The 17,735-nt window shown below is 29.7% G+C and carries 18 protein-coding genes and 1 other annotated feature; of the genes, 16 read left to right on the top strand and 2 right to left on the bottom strand.

Going from position 1 to position 17,735, the window contains the following annotated elements; all coding sequences use genetic code 11:
• Positions 1 to 49 precede the first annotated feature (49 nt).
• From splB to PTZ02_RS10435, 8 genes are all read left to right on the top strand, one after another.
• Positions 50 to 1,060: a spore photoproduct lyase gene (splB, locus tag PTZ02_RS10470; protein ID WP_274227726.1), complete on the top strand. Its 1,011-nt coding sequence runs from the start codon at positions 50 to 52 to the stop codon at positions 1,058 to 1,060.
• Between the two features lie 133 nt (positions 1,061 to 1,193).
• A complete protein-coding gene (locus PTZ02_RS10465) occupies positions 1,194 to 1,565 on the top strand; it encodes a GntR family transcriptional regulator (RefSeq protein WP_274227725.1) in 372 nt (123 codons plus the stop codon).
• Between the two features lie 2 nt (positions 1,566 to 1,567).
• Positions 1,568 to 2,419, top strand: a complete 852-nt coding sequence (locus PTZ02_RS10460) for an ABC transporter ATP-binding protein (protein WP_274227724.1) — start codon at positions 1,568 to 1,570, stop codon at positions 2,417 to 2,419.
• A gap of 2 nt (positions 2,420 to 2,421) precedes the next feature.
• Positions 2,422 to 3,219 (top strand): hypothetical protein, encoded by a 798-nt coding sequence (locus tag PTZ02_RS10455; protein WP_274227723.1) that lies wholly within the window; start codon positions 2,422 to 2,424, stop codon positions 3,217 to 3,219.
• Positions 3,216 to 3,848, top strand: coding sequence for an ABC-2 transporter permease (locus PTZ02_RS10450; protein WP_274227722.1), 633 nt, complete (start codon positions 3,216 to 3,218; stop codon positions 3,846 to 3,848). The genes PTZ02_RS10455 and PTZ02_RS10450 overlap by 4 nt, the downstream gene beginning before the upstream one ends.
• Before the next feature lie 106 nt (positions 3,849 to 3,954).
• Positions 3,955 to 4,209, top strand: a binding site (T-box leader).
• Between the two features lie 64 nt (positions 4,210 to 4,273).
• Positions 4,274 to 4,753, top strand: a complete 480-nt coding sequence (locus tag PTZ02_RS10445) for an Lrp/AsnC family transcriptional regulator (protein WP_274227721.1) — start codon at positions 4,274 to 4,276, stop codon at positions 4,751 to 4,753.
• Positions 4,750 to 5,919 (top strand): aminotransferase class I/II-fold pyridoxal phosphate-dependent enzyme, encoded by a 1,170-nt coding sequence (locus PTZ02_RS10440; RefSeq protein WP_274227720.1) that lies wholly within the window; start codon positions 4,750 to 4,752, stop codon positions 5,917 to 5,919. Before PTZ02_RS10445 ends, PTZ02_RS10440 begins: the two co-directional genes overlap by 4 nt.
• 245 nt (positions 5,920 to 6,164) lie before the next feature.
• Positions 6,165 to 7,307 carry a glycerate kinase family protein gene (locus PTZ02_RS10435; RefSeq protein WP_274227719.1) on the top strand — a complete coding sequence of 381 codons (1,143 nt, stop codon included), beginning with the start codon at positions 6,165 to 6,167 and terminating at the stop codon, positions 7,305 to 7,307.
• Positions 7,308 to 7,346: 39 nt separating this feature from the next.
• Here PTZ02_RS10435 and PTZ02_RS10430 read toward each other — a convergent pair whose 3' ends face one another.
• Positions 7,347 to 9,932: an EAL domain-containing protein gene (locus PTZ02_RS10430; protein ID WP_274227718.1), complete on the bottom strand. Its 2,586-nt coding sequence runs from the start codon at positions 9,930 to 9,932 to the stop codon at positions 7,347 to 7,349.
• A gap of 445 nt (positions 9,933 to 10,377) precedes the next feature.
• On the opposite strand from PTZ02_RS10430, the gene PTZ02_RS10425 reads away from it, so the two are divergent.
• Both PTZ02_RS10425 and cax read left to right on the top strand, forming a co-directional pair.
• Positions 10,378 to 10,647, top strand: coding sequence for a hypothetical protein (locus PTZ02_RS10425; RefSeq protein WP_274227717.1), 270 nt, complete (start codon positions 10,378 to 10,380; stop codon positions 10,645 to 10,647).
• A gap of 63 nt (positions 10,648 to 10,710) precedes the next feature.
• Positions 10,711 to 11,754, top strand: coding sequence for a calcium/proton exchanger (gene cax, locus PTZ02_RS10420; RefSeq protein ID WP_274227716.1), 1,044 nt, complete (start codon positions 10,711 to 10,713; stop codon positions 11,752 to 11,754).
• Positions 11,755 to 11,807: 53 nt separating this feature from the next.
• Here the strand turns inward: cax and PTZ02_RS10415 are convergent, their stop codons facing one another.
• On the bottom strand, positions 11,808 to 12,122 hold the full coding sequence (locus PTZ02_RS10415) for a hypothetical protein (RefSeq protein WP_274227715.1): 315 nt from the start codon (positions 12,120 to 12,122) through the stop codon (positions 11,808 to 11,810).
• Between the two features lie 224 nt (positions 12,123 to 12,346).
• Here PTZ02_RS10415 and PTZ02_RS10410 point away from each other — a divergent pair, with 224 nt between their 5' ends.
• From PTZ02_RS10410 to PTZ02_RS10385, 6 genes are read left to right on the top strand one after another with little or no spacing between them, the layout of a single operon-like run.
• The gene (locus tag PTZ02_RS10410) at positions 12,347 to 13,792 is read left to right on the top strand and encodes a menaquinone biosynthesis decarboxylase (RefSeq protein WP_274227714.1); all 1,446 of its coding nucleotides are present in this window, start codon (positions 12,347 to 12,349) and stop codon (positions 13,790 to 13,792) included.
• Positions 13,782 to 14,651 carry a UbiA-like polyprenyltransferase gene (locus PTZ02_RS10405; RefSeq protein ID WP_274227713.1) on the top strand — a complete coding sequence of 290 codons (870 nt, stop codon included), beginning with the start codon at positions 13,782 to 13,784 and terminating at the stop codon, positions 14,649 to 14,651. Before PTZ02_RS10410 ends, PTZ02_RS10405 begins: the two co-directional genes overlap by 11 nt.
• Positions 14,652 to 14,670: 19 nt before the next feature.
• Positions 14,671 to 15,246 (top strand): UbiX family flavin prenyltransferase, encoded by a 576-nt coding sequence (locus tag PTZ02_RS10400; RefSeq protein WP_274227712.1) that lies wholly within the window; start codon positions 14,671 to 14,673, stop codon positions 15,244 to 15,246.
• Position 15,247: 1 nt separating this feature from the next.
• Positions 15,248 to 16,195 carry an ABC transporter substrate-binding protein gene (locus tag PTZ02_RS10395; RefSeq protein ID WP_274227711.1) on the top strand — a complete coding sequence of 316 codons (948 nt, stop codon included), beginning with the start codon at positions 15,248 to 15,250 and terminating at the stop codon, positions 16,193 to 16,195.
• 42 nt (positions 16,196 to 16,237) lie between these two features.
• On the top strand, positions 16,238 to 17,008 hold the full coding sequence (locus PTZ02_RS10390) for an ABC transporter ATP-binding protein (RefSeq protein WP_274227710.1): 771 nt from the start codon (positions 16,238 to 16,240) through the stop codon (positions 17,006 to 17,008).
• Entirely contained in the window at positions 17,001 to 17,732 is a 732-nt protein-coding gene (locus PTZ02_RS10385) for an ABC transporter permease (RefSeq protein ID WP_274228092.1), read from the top strand. Before PTZ02_RS10390 ends, PTZ02_RS10385 begins: the two co-directional genes overlap by 8 nt.
• Positions 17,733 to 17,735: the final 3 nt, after the last annotated feature.

Genomic DNA, 17,735 nt, shown 5'->3' with positions numbered 1-17,735 from the left:
AGATACATTTAATAATTAAATTGAAACATAATAAACTTGAGGTGATTATATGTTTATACCTAAGCGAGTAATATTTGAAAATGATGCTTTAAATTATCCTTTAGGTGAAGAACTATTAGAAAAATTTAAATCCAATAGTGATATCGAAATAATGTACTCTAAAAATGGAAGAATCACAGGAATTCCGGGAACAAACCCTAGTGAAAAATACTTAGAAAGCAAAAGTACCTTAGTAGTTGGAGTTAGAAAAACTTTAGAGTTTCAATCCTGTAAGCCTTCTGCACATTATCAATTGCCATTAGTAAGTGGTTGTATGGGTATGTGTGAATACTGCTATTTAAATACTCAAATGGGAAAGAAACCCTATATAAAGATTCATGTAAATATTGAAGAGATTCTAAAAAAGGCTGATAAATATATAAATGAAAGACTTCCTGAAATTACAATATTTGAAGGTGCAGCAACTTCAGACCCGGTACCTGTTGAAGGGTATACTGGAGCATTAAGAACTGCAATTGAATATTTTGGTGAAAATACTAATTCAAAATTTCGTTTTGTGACTAAATATAATGATATAGATGGGCTTTTAGATATTAAGCATAATGGAAGAACAACAATAAGATTTAGCATAAATGCAAGTGAAGTTATTCGAAAATTTGAGCATAATACATCACTTTTAGATGATAGGCTTGATGCGGCATTAAAAGTATCAAATGCTGGCTATCCATTAGGATTTATCATAGCTCCAGTGTTTTTATATGATAATTGGGAAGAGGATTATAATATACTAATGGACAAAATTGATAAGATGTTTATTGGGAAAAACCCAATGTTTGAAGTTATATCCCATAGGTTTACTAAAAGAGCAAAAGACAATATATTAAGTATTTATCCCAAAAGCTTATTACCAATGGAGGAGGAAATAAGAAAGTTTAAGTATGGGCAATTTGGTTACGGTAAATATGTATATAAGGATGAGGAATTAAAGAATATGAAGGAATTCTTTAAAGAGAGAATCACTAAGAGTTTTGGAGAGGGAGCTATAAATTATATAATATAGAAGATTAGGGGCTAATCAGTTTTTGATTAGTCTTTCTCTTATGGGATCAAATGTAAAAGTTGACAAAAAATATTACAAATGATATTGTGTGTATATACGATATACACAGTTAAAGAATTGAAAGGAGGAGTTTATGAATATAAACATTGATTATAGCAGTGATTTGCCTATGTATGAACAGATTGAGATTTGTATAAAAGAAAATATACTTTTAGGAAAAATAAAATTTAATGAAGCTCTTCCTTCAGTAAGACAATTATCTAAAGAATTAAATATTAGTACGATTACCACCAAAAGGGCATATATGGATTTAGAACGTGAGGGGTATATCTACACCGTTTCAGGTAAGGGGACATTTGTAAATAGCATAGATACTACTAAACTTTTAAAAGAGAAAAGAGAGAAACTTTTAGAAGAATATAAGATGAAAGTACTAGAGATTAAAGAAGCTGGGGTAAGTAAAGAAGATATTATAAAAATAATTGAGGAGTTATACAGGGGGTAGCTATGCTAGAGAATATATTAGAGGTTAAAAATTTAAACAAAGAATTTCGTGGATTTAAGTTAGAAAATATATCATTTAATCTAGAAAAAGGCAGCATAATGGGCTTTGTAGGTGAAAATGGTGCAGGAAAGACAACAACTATAAAATTGATTTTAAATGCCATAGGAAAATCCGCAGGAACTATAAAGATAATGGGTAAAGATAATGTTCAGGATGAGGTATATGTAAAATCACAAATTGGATACGTTCCAGATGAAAGTTATTTCATGGAAGGCTCTACTTTGATAAATCACTCAAAAGCTATAAAAAATTTTTATGAATGTTGGAACGAAAATAAATTTAGAAAATATGCATCCTTGTGGAAGTTGCCATTAGATATTAAGATAAGTGAGTTTTCTAAAGGTATGAAGACTAAAGCAATGTTAGCACTAGCGTTAGCTCATGAACCTAAACTATTAATATTAGATGAGCCAACAGCAGGGTTAGATCCAATAGCAAGGATTGAAGTACTAGATATACTTAGAGAATTTGTAGAAGATGGTGAAAGATCAGTATTTTTTTCAACACATATAACCTCTGATTTAGATAAGATTGCTGACTACATTACTGTGATTCACAAGGGAAGAATATTACAAAGCATAGCAATTGATAAATTTGAAGAAAATTATATCTTATTATCAGGTGGAATTGAGGAAATTAAGGGGTTAGAGAAAGAATTTATCGGTATAAGAAAAGGTGAAGTTACTTTTGAAGGGCTTATTTTAAGAGAAAAAGCAAATAAATATTTTGCAAATATTAGAGGAAGTAAACCCAATGTTGAAAATCTATTAACCTTCAGTGTTTGGGGGAATTAGCTATGAGTAGAGTGTTTAAGATAATAAAAGTTCATTGGAATCTTCTTGATGTAATGTATAAATTTCTAACAATATTCTATATAATAATTTTGACCATGATGGCCCAGCTAGATTATAGAGTTATAAAGGAGGATATTGAATACTATATAAATACTAATAAGTACGTAAACTTTTCAAGTACAATTTCACAAAGTTTAAGTTTAATGATGTATTGTATAATTTTTTATACTTTTTTTATTAGACGAGATCCTATTGTTAAAAAATACAGAAAGTACTATAACAGGGATTTCTTTGTGCAATTACCCATACTTAAAAAAGATTTACTTAAAGGGAAGTTCTTATTATATATAGTAGCAAGCATTCCAGCATTGTTTGTGATAATAACTTTTATAACTTTAAATATCTATTATGGACAAACAAATGTTGTATCAGCTTACTCAGGTTTACTAGTTTTATTATTTTTTCTCTGGTTTTTAGCAGCAAGCATTTCAAACCTATTTGAAGAAATATATACTGGTAGATTTAGCATATTCAAGTTTTTAGATATGGCTTTTATTCTCATAATTAACTTCTATATAATATATTCATTTACTTCTAAGCTTATAGATTTTGGAACTATAGCTAATGATGCAATTATGTATAATTCATTAGGGGAACAGCTTGCACCTGTATTAAAAATGTGTAGATACATCGGCGGAGCTTGGGGAATACCAACAATCATCATTGCTATTATATTAAGTTACTTTATTAGCTGTAAGTTGCCTATTTTTATTTTGGGAAAGAAGGAGAAAGTGAAATGAAGGATCTAGTTTTAAACTATTTTAAAATGATAAGAGCAGGCTTCTTTCATAGAATATTTTTATTGTCATTGTGGCTAATAATTCCTTCAATACTAAGTATAGTGGGTATTGGAACCAATTTAGCAAGCGTATTTATATTATTTATAATTAGCTGTATTATACTTCCGAGAATAATGGAGGAGACATGGGAAGGATATATATTTTATTCAGCTATTCCGATAAGAACAAAGGATATAGTGAAATTTATGTATATGAATACCTATATAATATTTATAATTGGATTGATAATGAACTTAATTTTTTCATATATAGCTAAGAAGCCAGTATCAATGCAATATATTATAGCAATATCAATGATGCTATTACTTACTAATGTATTTTATTCATATTATCCTATTCAAGGCCATATAGACGCTATCTTTATGAATGAGAAAGAAATTTCTTTTAATGGTGTTATCATTACTATTTTATTTGTGACGACATTTTTATTAGAGTTGATTTTTAATTCATCCATAAATCAAAGCAGTCTACTAATCTTTCAATGGATATTAATTATAGGGATACTTTTGATAACCATAGGAACAACAAAAATTTCCTATAGAGCCACGTTGAAAAGAATAATGGAGTAGATTCTAATATTAATTAAGAAAAATATTTTAAAAATTCTTAATATATTGTTAAAGACTCTTGCAATTAATTGATTAATTGATTATAATATAAAAAATAACAAGATGTCTAAAGATAATGATAAGGAAGAGTACACTTAATTAACTTTTAAGAGAGCTAAAGATTTGGTGGAACTTTGGTAAGAAGATTTAGTGGAAGCAGCCTTTGAATCTTACATTGAAAAATAAGAATTTTATTCTTAACTAGATAGTAACGTATCCTCACGTTATAGAGGTGGAATATATTTATATATTCTAGCTGAGTGAGCAATTAATTTGATTGCTTATTAGGGTGGTACCGCGGAGTTATTCCTTCGTCCCTTTATTGGGATGAAGGATTTTTTTATTTTCTTAAAATTAAAAAATATTAAAAATTAGGGGGCATTAGAATGGAAGAAATATTAGAAATTTTAGAGAAGAATAGCAGGTATACAGATGAACAAATAGCCACAATGTCTGGAAAGTCTGTAGAAGAGGTTAGAGATGCAATTAGGGATTTTGAAGAAAGAAGCATAATTGCTGGATATACAACATTAATTAATTGGGAAAATACAGGTAAGGAAACAGTTACTGCATTAATTGAAGTGAAGGTTACCCCTCAAAGAGGAGAAGGCTTTGATAAGGTTGCAGAAAGAATATATAACTTCCCCCAAGTTAAAGCTTGCTACCTTATGTCAGGTGGTTTCGATTTAACGGTTATAATTGAAGGGAAAACTATGAAGGAAGTTGCTCTTTTTGTTTCAGAGAAATTAGCAGTGCAAGAGTACGTATTAAGTACAGCGACTCACTTTGTATTAAAAAAATATAAAGATCATGGAACAATATTTAAAGAGAAACAAATAGATGACAGGGAGGCAATATTTATATGATATTAGAAAATATGATTTTAGACAATGTGAAAAATATGCCTCCATCAGGTATAAGAAAATATTTTGATTTGATTAATGAAATGGAGGATGTTATTTCATTAGGAGTAGGGGAACCAGATTTTGTAACCCCATGGAATGTAAGAGAAGCAGGTATTTATTCACTTGAGCAAGGACATACACACTATTCTTCAAATGCTGGTTTTATTGAGTTAAGATATGAGATATCAAAATACCTTAATAGAAGATTTAATTTACAGTACGATCCTAAAGAAGAAATTATAGTTACTGTAGGAGGAAGTGAAGGTATAGATATTGCTTTAAGAGCACTAGTTGGCCCGGGGGATGAAGTAATCGTGCCTGAACCAAGCTTTGTAGCATATAAAGGATGTACTGCTTTTACTGGAGCGACAGCAAAAGTGTTAAACTTAAGAGCAGAAGATGAATTTAAGTTAACTCCTGAATTATTAGAAAAAGCTATAACACCAAAAACAAAGGTAGTAATAGTACCATTTCCTAATAATCCAACTGGAGCTATAATGAATAGAGAAGAATTAGCAGGTATAGTAGATGTATTAAAGGACAAGGACATAATTGTAATTTCTGATGAAATATACGCTGAATTATCTTATGGAAATGAGCATGTTTCTATAGCATCTTTCCCAGAAATGAAAGAAAAAACATTAGTTATAAATGGATTTTCAAAGGCTTATGCTATGACTGGTTGGAGATTAGGATATATATGTGGACATCCGGTATTAATTGATGCAATGAAGAAAATACATCAATATGCTATAATGTGTTCACCAACAACAGCTCAATATGCTGCTATAGAAGCATTAAAGAACTCAGATGCAAGTGTTGAGGAAATGGTTAAAGAATATAATAGAAGAAGAAGGGTATTAGTTGATGGATTTAGAAAAATGGGATTGGAATGTTTTGAGCCATTAGGAGCATTTTATGTATTCCCAAGTGTTAAATCAACAGGAATGTCTTCAGATGAATTCTGTGAAAAGCTACTTATGGAAGAAAAGGTACTAGTGGTTCCTGGAAATGCGTTTGGTGATTGTGGAGAAGGATTTATTAGAGCATGTTATGCTTCATCCATGGACAATATTATGGAAGCATTAAAAAGAATAGAAAGATTTCTTGAAAAGCATAATAGTTAAATTTTATTAAGGATTACTGTGATAATATAGGGTTATATATATAATGCAAAAATCATATTACATCTCAAGGTCCAACTCTTAGTTGAAACGTCTAAGAGCTTAACAGTGACATGTAAATTCTTTAATGCATTATATTGAGGAAACTTAACTTATTCTTGTTTGATATCAGGCATGAATAGTTATTAGTTGAACTTAAAACCCTATGCCCCAGTAGTCCTTATATTTGCAAATAGAAGGTGATAAAAGTGAAGAAATTAAAGATTGTAATAGCACCAGATTCATTTAAAGAAAGTATAGATGCCTTTAAAGCTTCAGAAGCAATAAAAGAAGGATTTATTAAAGTATTTCCTGAAGCAGAGTATGAGGTTATTCCCATGGCTGACGGTGGAGAAGGGACTTCAGAAGTAATTATAGATGCCCTGAATGGAGAATTTATTAACGCAAATGTAACAGGACCTTTAGGCAATATAATAGAAAGTAAATTTGGATATATAAATAAAGAATGTAAAGCTGTAATAGAAGTGGCAGCTGCATGCGGGCTTGCTTTAGTTCCTCAAGAAAAAAGAAATCCTTTGAAAACTACGAGTTTTGGGGTAGGGGAAATGATTCTAAAGGCGTTAGATAAAGGTGCTAAGCATATTCTTATTGGATTGGGTGGATCTTCAACAAATGATGGTGGACTTGGTATGCTATTGGCATTAGGGGCTAAAGCTTATGATAATGACGGAAATGCTATAGGTGGATATGGAAAAGAATTGATTAATATAAATACTATAGACCTTACATCGATAGATAAAAGAATTTATGAAGTAAATATCGAAGTTGCATGTGATGTTGAAAATCCTTTAATAGGAGAGAACGGTGCTACCTATACATTTGGTCCACAGAAGGGAGCCACAACTCAGATAATGGAAGAGTTAGAGTTAGGTATGAAAAACTACTCTAACATTATAAAAGCATCCACAGGGATTGATATTGGGAATACACCAAAAGCAGGCGCAGCTGGAGGACTCGGAGCTGCATTTATGCTAATTGGAGGAAATTTGAAAAAGGGAATAGATATAGTGCTAGAAAATATAAAGTTTGAAGAAAGAATACAGAATGCTGATTATATAATCACTGGGGAAGGAAGTATTGATTCTCAGACTAAGTATGGAAAAACTATAGCTGGAATAGCAAAAATGTCAAAATCAAAAAACATCCCTGTTATTGTAGAAGCGGGAAAAGTGAGTGACGATATTTCAGAACTATATGAGATGGGAGTGACAGCAGTTTTTGGAATTGTTGATGAACCTAAAACATTAGAAGAAGCATTATTAAACGGATACAATGCACTAAGAAAGGCATCAGAAAACATAGCAAGGTTATTAGTAGTAAAAAAGAACTAAAAAAGTCGTTGTCCCAAAATCACTTTTGAGACAACGACTTTAACTAATTAAACCCTCATTAATTAATTGAATTGCAGCTTCTTTCTCAACAGGTCTACTAAAATAGTATCCTTGAATTGTATCACAATTATAATTATCTAAAAATCTTAATTGGTCTTGAGTTTCGACTCCCTCGGCAACAACATTCAAATCCATCTTGTGCCCTATATCTATTATATTTTCAACTAAAGAATTTTTATTAGAAACTATGATATCATCTATAAAACTTTTATCTATTTTTAAGGTTGTTATCGGTAGCTGCTTTAAATAACTAAGTGAAGAATAACCTTTTCCAAAATCATCTAAGGCTATTTTTACTCCCATTCCACGGAGTTCTTCTAATTTACTATTAATTAATTCATAAGATTCAATAAATATTGATTCAGTTATTTCAATTTCTAGTTGGGATGGTGAAACTGAAGTTTCATTTAATATTCTAATAACAGTATCTACAAAATCACTCTGCATTAATTGAATAACGGAAACATTAACTGAAATATAACAATCACTATTATGATTTGTATGTATTTCTTTAATAAATTCACAAGCAGTTTTTAATACCCAAGTACCTATATCGATTATTTTATGATTCTCCTCAGCGATACTAATAAAATCTAAAGGAGAAACAAAACCAAGTTCAGGGTTATTCCATCGAATCAGAGCTTCAAAACTAGATATCGCATTAGTTTTTAAATTAACTTGAGGTTGATAATGCAGATAAAACTCATTTCTATTAATTGCATCTCTTAAATGTCTTTCAATTTTCATTCGTCCAACAACTTCTTTGTTCATGCCATCATTGTAGAATGTATAGTTGTTCTTACCTAATTTCTTAGAATTATACATTGCTATATCTGACTTTGTTAATAATTCATCTAAATCCAAACCATCCTTAGGGAAGAGTGATATACCCAAGCTTGTAGTAATTTGTACTAGATTATTATTTAAATTAAAAGGTTCACTAAAGATATTAAGGATAGATTCAGCGTAGGCTTTTACTTGTTCATGACTAGATATATCTTTCATAAATATGATGAATTCATCTCCACCTAGACGTATTAATGTATCATCATCACCTAAAGTCCTCATTAATCTGTCACCAATAGCACTGATTAGTATATCACCAAAACTATGCCCTAATGTATCATTTATATATTTAAAATTATCTATATCTAAAAATATAAGTGCACTTTCTATTTCAGAATTCTTTGAACTTTCTAGTTCTAAAGATTCATTTACAACTCGATATAAATACTGTCTATTAGGAAGATCAGTTAAGAAATCGTGATAAGCCATATATTCTAGCTTGTGTTGGTATTCTTTTAGTTCAGATATATCTTTATGTGATGCTACAACTCTATAAGGATCGCCATTTTTATCGTAAATTGTTTTACCGGTAGAAATCATCCAAATGTAAGAACCAGATTTAGTTTTAATTCTATATTCAATCGTATAGGAGTCAGTTTTTCTATCCCAATGATTTTTTATTATATCACCTATGTTTGAAGTATCTTCTACATGTATTAGTTCTTTAATGTCAATAGAATCAAATTCTTCTTTAGAATAGCCTAATAGCTGATACCATCTATCAGAAAAGTACATGATTTTATCTTTAACTTTCCAATCAAACAAAGCATCAGATGAAGCTTCAGAAATTAGTTTATAGAGTTTTTCGCTTTCCTTTAAGTTTTCTTCACTAATAGCAAGCTCATCATATTTTTCTCTTAATTCTTCTTCTAGAGCAGTTATTTCTTCATAGGAAGCTTCAAGTTCTTCGTAGTTGCTTGTTAAATCCTGCTCGTATTCCCGTCTTGCAGCACCCGCTTTGTTTAAAGATTCAGCTAGTAGTCCGATTTCATCTTTAGTTTTTATATCAATATTATGATCTAAGTTCCCCTCTGTAATTGATTTTGCAAAAGATACTAATTTCTTTAATTGTTCTGAGATAACTGAAGCTATATGAATTCCTAAGATAATAGCAAGAATTAAACCTGATATACCAAAAAAAACTGTAGAAATAAGAGTACTCATATATAAGTTTTCATTTTCAGCTTGAGATTCTTTTGCTAAATCTAAATTAAATTGTATATAATTATCCGTGTTGTTAACTATATTATTGCTAAATGTATTTAATTTGGAGTATGTCTTAGAAGCCTCATCATAATTACCTTCATCCAAATAATTAAATAAATCTTTTCTGTAGTTTCTATATTGGTTTAGGATTAAGGTAAATTCATTAAAAAGTTCTTGATCTTTAACTTCAGAGATGGTTTGTGCATAATCATTTAAAAGAGAATCATCTTGATTTTTTAAATTTTCAATTTCGTTTCTTAAGTTAACATATGTACCTTTATCTTTTTCATTAATGATTTTATATATATCAAAATTTATTTGTATCAAATTTGATTTTATAGCAGAAATATTTTTCATAGCTTGAAAGTTTCTTTTATATAAATCACTAGAATTTGCATTTAATTTGCCAATGTTTCTTATTCCTATAAAACCTACGATCCCACTAAATAGGGCTACAATTATAAATGATAAAGTAAGCTTTTGCTTAATTTTTAAATTATTAAACCAGTTCATTATTTATCTCCTTAATTATATGGTTTTTTTATGGGAAACTAATTTATCCTTGTTTGATATTAGGTACGAATAAATTATTAGTTGAACATAAACCTGTAGTTTAAAACTATATTTAAAATCAAATGTGGATCTCAGTAGTTATTAATTTTTAGTAAATAATAGTTACAAATAATAAAATTATATAATATACAGTATTCAATATCAATAAAATTCAAGTTTTTGGGTACTACTTATTATTATACAATAGTATATACTTTTATAAAATAAATTTATATTGGTTTATAAAATATTAAGATTATTATTTTACTTATAAATTTATAATTTTAGTATCTTCATAATATAATTAAAAAATGGTATGATATAGAAATGATAGGGCTAATATGAAATATTCTTATGTTAGATTGTATATAATAAAAAAGAAATGGCTATTGGAGGTAAACTTAAGATGTTAAAAATATGGGGAAAAGTAATTAAGAATAATAGAATTATTAAAGATGAGGTAGCTATTTCAGATATAGAGGGAACATATCAAGAGAATTTAAAAGTTTGTATAAATGAACTTTGTTATAAGTTTGATATAGCTAAACCATATTGGTTGCCTAGCAATCTTGATGAGTATAATAAGAGAAGCAAGACAAGTTTTAATGAAGATAATTTTATTGAAGAAATTGATTTTGATAGATTTATGATTGAAGAAATTGATTTTAAGGATTGAGTTACATAGATAATTCGACCCTTTTTAATTTAGAAACATAATTAATTATGTGGAGGTAAATATATGAAGTTTATGAAGCTGTTATTAATATTTATACCAGTAAGTATAGTTGGGGAATTTTTACACTTTACACCTACCATAATGTTTATATTGGCAGCATTAGCTATAGTGCCATTAGCAGGGTTAATGGGGGAAGCAACAGAAGAGATATCATATTATACTGGACCCAAATTAGGTGGATTTTTAAATGCAACATTTGGGAATGCAACTGAACTTATAATATCATTCTTTGCATTAAGAGAGGGCTTATTTGATGTCGTTAAAGCCTCAATTGCGGGTTCAGTTATAGGAAATATACTTTTGGTATTAGGAGCAAGTATGCTTGCAGGTGGATTAAAATTTAAAACTCAAACATTTAATAAAAAAATTGTTGAAGTATCTTCAAGTATGCTGCTATTCGCAGTTATTGGGCTTAGTATCCCTGCAATTTTCACACATACATTAAAATCAGAGTTATTAAATACTCAGTATGAAGGATTAAGTGTTGCAGTTGCTATTATTATGATAATTATTTATCTATTTAGTTTATATTTTAACTTTTTTACACATAAAGATCTTTATGTACTAAATGATGAAGAGCAAAGAGAAGCAAATTGGTCATTAAAAAAGTCTATTTTTGTATTAATTGCAGCAACTGTGTTAATAGCTATAGAAAGTGAATTTTTAGTTAGTGCAGTTGAACCTATGACAGAAGCGCTTGGATTAAGTACGTTCTTTGTAGGAATAATATTAATACCTATCATTGGAAATGCAGCAGAGCATAGTACAGCTGTTGTAATGGCTATCAAAAATAAGATGGATGTATCTATAGAGATAGCTATAGGGTCTAGTCTACAGATTATACTGTTTGTTGCACCTGTATTAATATTTTTAAGTCTACTATTTACTCCGATGAGTATAATATTTAACGAATTTGAATTGATTTCTCTTGTGGTATCCGTGCTTATAGCGAATAGAGTAGCAAGTGACGGAGAATCAAACTGGCTAGAAGGGGTTCAACTTCTAGCTGTCTATTTCATAATAGGAGCATCATTCTTTATAATTTAAAAATTAGAACGGTTCGTAACTGATTTTATTAATCTAGTTGCGAACCGTTTAATTTATCCTAAGAATTCAGGAATTTCTTTATTCTCAGCAGTTATAGCTTTTTTTTCTATTGTAAGATTGATTTTGTTGTCTATCTTTCGTAAATCAACTGAGTATTTACAATTACACTTATTACATATTAAATAATCTGTTTCACATAAGTTTTCTCTATTATCAAATAGAAATGATGATTCTCTAGATTTTATATATGAATTCATTAAATCAGAAGAAGAGGTTATATCATAGGTATATTCATAGGTTGCTCTTCTTTTTAACTTAAATTCTGTTCCATTACATTCTTTGCATACTAAGGTTTCTAATGTATCCATCTTTATCCTCCAATTGATTTGAAATTGCATATTATGGATTATTATGCTTAAAAAGTAGTATTACCTTTTTGAAATATATAATACCTAAAAGTACATATTACGACAAAGAAATTTCTAAAATTATACAAAACCAATATAAATAATAGAGTTGTGCTATAATTTTCAAAAAAATAGTGTTATAATCTTTTGTAGATTTAAATTTTGACATATGAGGGAGTGGAATTATGGCGTACAAAGATTTACATAATTTTGTGAATCACCTAGAAAATAATAATGAACTAAAAAGAATATCCACAGAAGTAGATTCTTATTTAGAAATAACAGAAATAGCTGATAGAGTATCTAAAGAATATGGACCAGCACTGTTATTTGAGAATGTTAAAAATTCAAAATATCCAGTATTAATTAATGCAATGGGTACTTACGAGAGAATGGCTATGTCACTAGGTGTTGATAAACTAGATGATATAGGTAATGATATATCTGAATTTATTGATATGACAAATTACTTAGGGCTTATGAATAAATTTAAGTCACTACCAAGACTTACAAGATTAGCAACAGTATTTCCTATAAAATTACCTACTAAAGGTGCCTGCCAAGAGGTAATAGAAATGGATCCAGATTTAAGTACATTGCCAATATTACATTGCTGGCCACAAGATGCAGGAAGATTTGTAACATTACCATTAGTATTTACCAAAGATCCTGAAACTGAGACACAAAATGTTGGGATGTATAGACTTCAAGTTTTTGATAAAAATACTACTGGGATGCATTGGCACCTACACAAGGATGGAAGAGAAATATATGAAAAATACAAATTAAAAGGTGGCAAGATGCCAGTGTCAGTAGCATTAGGTTGTGACCCTGCTATAACTTACTCAGCTACGGCGCCATTACCAAAGATGATAGATGAAATGATGTTTGCAGGATTTTTAAGAAAGTCTCCAGTAAAATTAGTTAAATCTATTACTAATGATATTTATGTACCAGCTGATGCTGAGTTTGTAATAGAAGGCTATGTTGATGTAAATGAAGAGCTTAGATTAGAAGGTCCTTTTGGAGACCATACAGGCTATTATTCTCTAGCAGATTATTATCCAGTTTTCCATGTAACATGCATAACACACAAGAAAAAGGCTATTTATCCGGCTACCATTGTTGGAAAACCTCCTATGGAAGATTGTTATATGGGAAAAGCAACAGAGAGAATATTCTTACCACTATTAAAAATGCAATATCCTGAAATTATAGATTTTAGTTTCCCACTAGAGGGAGTATTTCATAATTGTGTAATTGTTTCTATAAAGAAAAGATATCCTGGACATGCAAAGAAAATAATGAATTCTTTGTGGGGAATTGGGCAAATGATGTATACAAAAATGATAATTGTAGTGGATGAAAATGTAAGTCCTCATGATATCTCTACTGTAGCTTGGAAGGTATTTAATAATATTGATGCAAAAAGAGATGTAGTAATATCCGAAGGACCACTTGATGCTTTAGATCATGCATCAGACTTGCCGCATTACGGATATAGAATGGGTATAGATGCAACTAAAAAGTGGAAGAGTGAGGGGCATGCAAGAGAATGGCCAGATGATATAGAAATGAATGATGAAGTTAAAGAACTTGTGACTAGAAGGTGGAAAGAATATGGTTTTTAATAAAGTGATTAAGAAAGCACATGATTATGGTGTTTTAGTCATGTTTTCACATACAATATTTTCTCTTTCCTTTGCATTGATTTCAATGTTACTTGCTGGGAATGGGATGCCTCCAATTAATAAACTGATATGGATACTTGTTGCATTTTTAGGCGCAAGAACAGGGGCAAATGCAATTAATAGAGTAATAGATGCAGAAATAGATAAAAAAAATCCAAGAACGTCAGTAAGGCAAATTCCGCAAGGAAAAATGAATAAAGGAGAAGTAATAATATTTTCGATTATTTGTTTTTTAGTTATGGTTTTTGCAGCAGCACAGTTAAATTTATTATGTCTAATACTTTCTCCAATAGCCCTATTTTTAATGACAATATATTCCTACACTAAGAGATTTACATGGATGTGTCATTTAGTGTTAGGGGTTACCTGTGCAGCAGCTCCAGTTGGTGCATGGATAGCAGTTACAGGAAGTATTTCTTTACTGCCTTTATTTATGGGTGCTGCTAATACTCTATGGGTGGCTGGATTTGATATAATTTATGGAGCTCAAGACTATGAGTTTGATACTAATAATGGAATAAATTCAATACCTGCAAGATTTGGTGTGAAAAATTCGCTTGTAATATCATCATTTTTTCATGTTTTAGCAATGGTATTCTTAGTTGTTGTTGGGTTATTAAGCTCAAGCCTAGGAATTATTTATTTTGTTGGATTAGCTATTATTGGAGTTCTTTTCATTGTAGAGCATAAAATTATTTCACCAGATAATTTATCTCAAGTTACAATAGCATCATATGGAATTAATCAAATAGTTAGTATAGTATTATTAATATTTGGTTTGATAGATTTCTTTATTTAAGGAATTTGGAGGAATATAAATGAAGAAAGTACTAATAGGAATAACAGGTGCTAGTGGAAGCTTATATGCCAAAAGACTTATTGAGGAATTACTTCAAAAGGATATTTTTGTTTACATAGTAGCATCAGATAATGGAAAAAAAGTTATGGAATACGAAACTTCTATTAATTTAGAAACTTGGGTATATTCTTTGAAAGAAAAATATAAGAATATACAATTAGAAGATATCGATAATATGTTTTCAAATGTAGCAAGTGGATCATATAAGTTGGATGGAGTTATAATAATACCTTGCTCAATGGGAACATTAGGTGAAATTAGTAATGGAATATCTAAGAACTTAATAGCTAGAGCAGCTGATGTTGCTCTAAAAGAAAGAAGAAATTTAATAATTGTACCGAGGGAAACGCCATTTAATACTATTCATCTAGAGAATATGTTAAAGCTTTCAAAAATGGGAGCTACAATCCTTCCAGCAATGCCAGGATTTTATCATAAACCTGAAACTCTTGAGGATTTAGTGAATTTTGTTATAGGTAAAATATTAGATTATCTTTCAATTGAAAATGATCTATTTAAAAAATGGGGGAATTAGAATGTTAAGATTAAAAAAAATAATAGGACTTGCACTTGTAACTACATTAATGGGTGCAACACTAATTTCATGCAATAAAAAAGAAAAAGAAGAAGACAAAACAACATTAACAATTGGAGTTATGAGTTCTATAGATGCAGTACCTATGTTTATTTCAAAGGAAAAAGAATATTATAAAAAAGAAGGCGTAAATGTTGATATTCAAGTATTTAAGAATTCTAAAGATAGAGATGCAGCATTACAAGCTGGTACATTAGATGGAGTTATTTGTGATGAAGTTGCAGTTAATCTTTATCAAAATGCAAATTTTGATGTTAAAATAACTGGAGTAACTGATGGTAATTTTGTTTTAATTGCTGGAGCTAAATCAAATATTAAATCTTATGTAGATTTAAAAGGTAAAAGTGTAGCAATATCTGAAAAGACATGTATGGAATATACTTTAGACAAGCTACTTGAGAAAAATTCTATAGATATTAGCTCTGTAAATAAAACTGCAGTACCTGCAATTCCAACAAGATACGAAATGCTTAAAGAAGGTAAAATTGATGCAGCGCTTCTTCCTGAACCATTTTCATCATTAGCATTAAACGACGGAGGAGTGAAACTTGGAAGTGCTGTTGATGCAAATATATTCTCATCAGTTTCAGCCTTTACACAAAAAGCTATTGATAGCAAGTCAAAAGAAATTAAAAATTTCTATAAAGCATATAATGATGCGGTTAAATATATAAATTCAACACCAATTAGTGAATATGAAAAAACAGTTATAGATACTGTTGGATATCCAAAAGAAATGGCAGGAAAAATAGTTTTACCAAAGTATAGAGAAAATGTTCTACCAGATAATAAAGATTTAGAAACAGTAATTAAATGGGTAGAAGATAAAGGATTAAGTAAAAAGAGTTTAAAGCCAAGTGATTTAGTAAGTGATGTAGGAATCAAATAAAAATGATATGAAGCTCTTAGAGAGTTACTCTGGAGGTGTAGTATGTTAGAAATTAAAGATGTATCTTTTAAATATAGTTCAAGAGATAAGGCTGGGAATGATTTCCCAGCCCTTGGACCTATTAACCTAAAAATCGACTCAAAGGACATTTACGCAGTAATTGGACCTTCAGGTTGTGGAAAATCAACTTTGCTTCATGTCTTAAGCGGTGTAATTAATGGACATACAGGAGAGGTTTTTTTAGATGGGAAATTATTAAGTCCTAAAAAGCATTCAATTGGATTTATACCTCAAAGTTACGGGCTTTTACCGTGGAAAACTGTTGAAAAGAATTGCCTATTATCTCTTAAGATAAAAGGAGAAAAAGCAGAATTAAATACAAAGATTACTTCTGTATTAACTAGACTTAATATATTGGATTTAAAACATAGATATCCTAAAGAATTAAGTGGAGGACAAAAACAAAGAGTAGCTATTGCTAGAGCATTAATTATGAATCCGGATCTTCTATTAATGGATGAGCCTTTTTCAGCATTAGATGCATTGACTAGAGAAGAAGCTCAAAGTTTGTTCTTAGAGGTATGGGAAGAATATAAACCTATTACCATATTTGTTACTCATAATATTGATGAGGCTATAGCAATTGGTAATAAGATACTAATTATGTCTGAAGGGCCTGGAAAAGTTGTTGAAATAATAAATAACCCACTATTTAATCAAAAGGATATAAGAGAAAAAGAGGAATACTACAAATTATCTACTTATATAAGAAGCATCATAAAAAATGGGTGGAGGGTAAATAGTGATGAATAAACTAATAACATTCATTAAAGGTTTCATAATGTTTAATATACTATGGTATGTTATGTCATTAATAATAAATATGCAAGTTTTACCTAATCCAGTGGATGTATATAAGAATATAGGAAACCTTTATGACCAAGACTTTTTTAAACATATATCTATGAGTTTGTATAGAATTTTATTTGGACTTGGAATCTCCTTGCTAATAGGAATACCTGTGGGAATAATTATGTCATATTCAAAGAAGTGGAATAGGTTATTGAATCCACTAGTATATTTTTCTTATCCAATTCCTAAAACAGCCTTATTGCCAGTAGTAATGCTTTTGCTTGGTTTAGGAGATTCATCAAAAATAGTACTTATAGTTTTAATTGTTGTGTTTCAAGTAATTGTGACAGTTAGAGATTCTATAACAAAGATTTCCCAGGAAATATATGTACCATTAAGAAGTCTAGGAGCGTCAAAGCTTCAAATTTTGATGCATGTTACACTTCCAGCTATATTACCAGATCTATTTACAAATCTAAGGTTATCAGTAGGAACTGCACTTTCAGTATTATTCTTTTCCGAAGCATATGGAACTCATTACGGAATAGGCTATTATATACTTGATGCATGGACAAGAATAGACTATATATCAATGTATGCAGGAATAATGATAATAAGTTTAATTGGATGCTTATTATTTATTCTAATAGATGTTCTTCAAACTAAACTGTGTAGATGGAATTAGGGA

The organism is Clostridium sp. 'White wine YQ', assembly GCF_028728205.1.
Lineage (GTDB): Bacteria > Bacillota > Clostridia > Clostridiales > Clostridiaceae > Clostridium_T.
The sequence above is the reverse complement of the archived record's forward strand: the minus strand, read 5'-3'. Positions and strand labels throughout refer to the sequence as shown.